We start from the raw sequence: 2,670 nt of genomic DNA, 5'->3' as shown, positions 1-2,670 counted from the left end.
ATGCGAAGAGGGGCAGCGCCCCTTTTGCCCGCCTCGGGACATGGCACCGGCGCAAAATAAAAGGGCGACCCGATCGGCCGCCCCTCCTGCTCTGGCTATCGCCTGATTTTATTTCTGTTCCGACCCCGTCGGCGCCGGCGCTGCGGCGGCGGTCTCGGAGGCCGGGGGCGCGAGTTTCCGCGTGCCCTGACCGGTCTGCAGCGGGTCGTCCTGACGCTGCACCGAGCCTTCGAAATGTGCACCGCTCTCGATCGCGATGGTCTTGTGGATGATGTCGCCTTCGACACGTGCGGTCGAGGTCAGGCGCACCTTCAGGCCGCGAACGCGGCCCACGACGCGACCGTTGACCACGACGTCGTCTGCCATGATCTCACCTTTGATCGTGGCGCTTTCGCCGACGGTCAGCAGATGGGCACGGATGTCGCCTTCGACGGTGCCTTCGATCTGGATGTCGCCGGTCGTCTTCACGTTGCCGGTGATGGTCAGGTCCGAGGAGAGAACCGAAGGCGCGGGCTTCGAGCGCGGCGCGGCGCTCGGCGTGTAGTCGCTCGAGCTGGACGTCGGGCGGCTCGGAGCGGTCGAGCTCTCACCGGTTTTGGGCTTGTCGCCGTCGGCCTTGGGGCCCGGTTCATGGATTTTCGATTTAGAAAACATTCTTACCAGCCTTGATGAAGGTCATCGGGTTAATTGGCTTGCCTCCGAGCCGGATCTCGTAGTGCAGATGCGGTCCCGTGGAGTGTCCGGTATTGCCCATATCAGCAATCCACTCGCCTTGCGACACTTTTTGCCCGACTTTCACGTGGAATTTGTTGAGGTGGCCATAGCGGGTGGTGATGCCGAACTCGTGGCGGATCTTGACGATGTTGCCGTAGCCACGTTCGTGCTCGGCGGCGATCACGACGCCATCGGCGGGGGCATAGACCTTGGTGCCGATCGGCGCGGCCATATCGACGCCCTCGTGCATCCGGCCCCAGCGCCAGCCGAAGGGCGACGAGAAGCGGAAATGCGCCTTTACCGGCATCGAGAAGGGCAGCTTGTCGACGGCGATGCGATACATGTTCATCTCGTCGAGCTTGCGCAAGATATTCTCGGCGCGCGCGGTGTCGCCATCGAGATCGGCCGCGCCCTTGGTTGAGAGCGATATCGGCGAGAGCGGTCCGCCGGTGCCCGAATAGCCCCGTTTGATTTCCTTGAGGACGTGATCGGGATCCATGCCGGCCTGTTTGAAGACCTTGTCGAGCGGCTCCATCGAGATTTTCACCGCCCCTTCGAGCGTGGTGAAGATTTCGTCGTTGCGCTGTTCGAGGAGACGCTTCTGCAGCGCGATCTTGTCCATCTGCAGTTGCGCGGTCTTGGCGTCGGCATTGGCGGTGTCGCGTTCCTTCGCGGTCTCTCCGAGCGCGGTGGACAGCATGTCGACCGTCTTCTCCATGTCCTCGGCGCGGGCGATCGGCGTCGGACCCGCGTCTGGGCCTTTGCCCTCGGCCTTTGCCAAGGCGAGCCGGGCCTTGTCGCGCTCATCCATGGTGCGGCGCAGGGTCGCCTGGATCACGCCGATCCCGGTCTCCAGCTCTCGCTTGCGTTCTTCCGAGGCGAGCAGCGTGGATTGCATCTTCGAGACCTGCTCGAGGGCGGTCTGGAAACGGTCCTGCGCGGCAAGGGCTTCGGCGGCGCGGGCGTCGCGCTCTTGCGAGAGCGCGTCGAGGCGGCGCTCGAAGGCGAGTTTCGCGACCTTGTCGTTCTGCTCGGCCCCGCCCGAGGAAATCCCGTCGATGAAGAGCATCGAGGTCGCGGCCATCGACCACACGAACACGCCTGCGCCGATCGCCAGTACACTCGCTTGGGTGAGGGGGCGCAGTCGGACGAACCGCGTGGCGCTGTCTGATTTCAGAAACAGCCGCTGTTCGGGCAGGATGCGCTCGAGACGGGTGTTCAGGCGGTCGAGAATGCGTCTAGGCAAGCCGGTCGGTCCTGTGTTTGTTGCGGATCAAGCGCGGCCACGGGGCCGCACGTCACTTGCGGCGGCGCACCCGTCCTGCTTGTGGATAAGTCCTCCGCCCTTGAGCAATGGGATTACCAAGGGGGGCAGGTCCGGGCAACCTCTTTCCCCCTCGCATTTGGTCACGGTTCCCTCGCGCGCGCAGTATGAGCGGTTTTCTGCCCAAAAGGGAGGGCGGCCCGGCGGTTTCGTCCCAGCTGGTCATCTGGGCGTCACGTTGGTGTGATCCGCACTTGCCGATGGGCGCGCGCCGCACGACGCCCCCGCGGCGCGGCATGAGCCGCCCGCCGGGGTGCCATGCGGGGCGCTGCGCCCGAGGCGCGGGTCAGCCCAGATCGCGGGCGGCTTCGAGTACCTCTTCGGCGTGGCCTTTGACTTTCACCTTCGGCCAGACCTTAGCCACCTTGCCGTCCGCACCGATCAGGAATGTCGCGCGAACAATGCCCCAGAAGGTTTTGCCATACATCGATTTTTCGGCCCAGACCCCATAGCTCTCACAGGTCTCGCCACCATCGTCCGAGGCGAGGTAGATGCCCAGATCATGCTTGGCGCAGAAATTCTCGTGCTTCTTCAGGCTGTCCTTCGAGATGCCGATGACGACGGCGCCGGCCTCGGCGAAGTCCGGAGCGAGGCGGGTGAAATCGAGCGCCTCGGTGGTGCAGCCGGGCGTG

3 protein-coding genes are annotated in these 2,670 nt (G+C 64.6%); all 3 read right to left on the bottom strand.

What is annotated here, in order from left to right:
- Nucleotides 1–108 precede the first annotated feature (108 nt).
- Nucleotides 109–654 carry a bactofilin family protein gene (locus B3D39_RS18785; RefSeq protein ID WP_078519318.1) on the bottom strand — a complete coding sequence of 182 codons (546 nt, stop codon included), beginning with the start codon at nt 652–654 and terminating at the stop codon, nt 109–111.
- A complete protein-coding gene (locus B3D39_RS18780) occupies nt 644–1,960 on the bottom strand; it encodes a M23 family metallopeptidase (protein ID WP_274963732.1) in 1,317 nt (438 codons plus the stop codon). The genes B3D39_RS18785 and B3D39_RS18780 overlap by 11 nt, the downstream gene beginning before the upstream one ends.
- Nucleotides 1,961–2,324: 364 nt before the next feature.
- Nucleotides 2,325–2,670, bottom strand: a 346-nt coding sequence (locus B3D39_RS18775; protein WP_286789953.1) for a peroxiredoxin, incomplete at its 5' end; no start/stop codon positions are given.

The organism is Thioclava sp. UBA3469 (assembly GCF_002378135.1).
Classification (GTDB): domain Bacteria; phylum Pseudomonadota; class Alphaproteobacteria; order Rhodobacterales; family Rhodobacteraceae; genus Thioclava; species Thioclava sediminum.
Note: the sequence above shows the minus strand (reverse complement) of the source record. Positions and strands in the feature narration are given on the sequence as shown.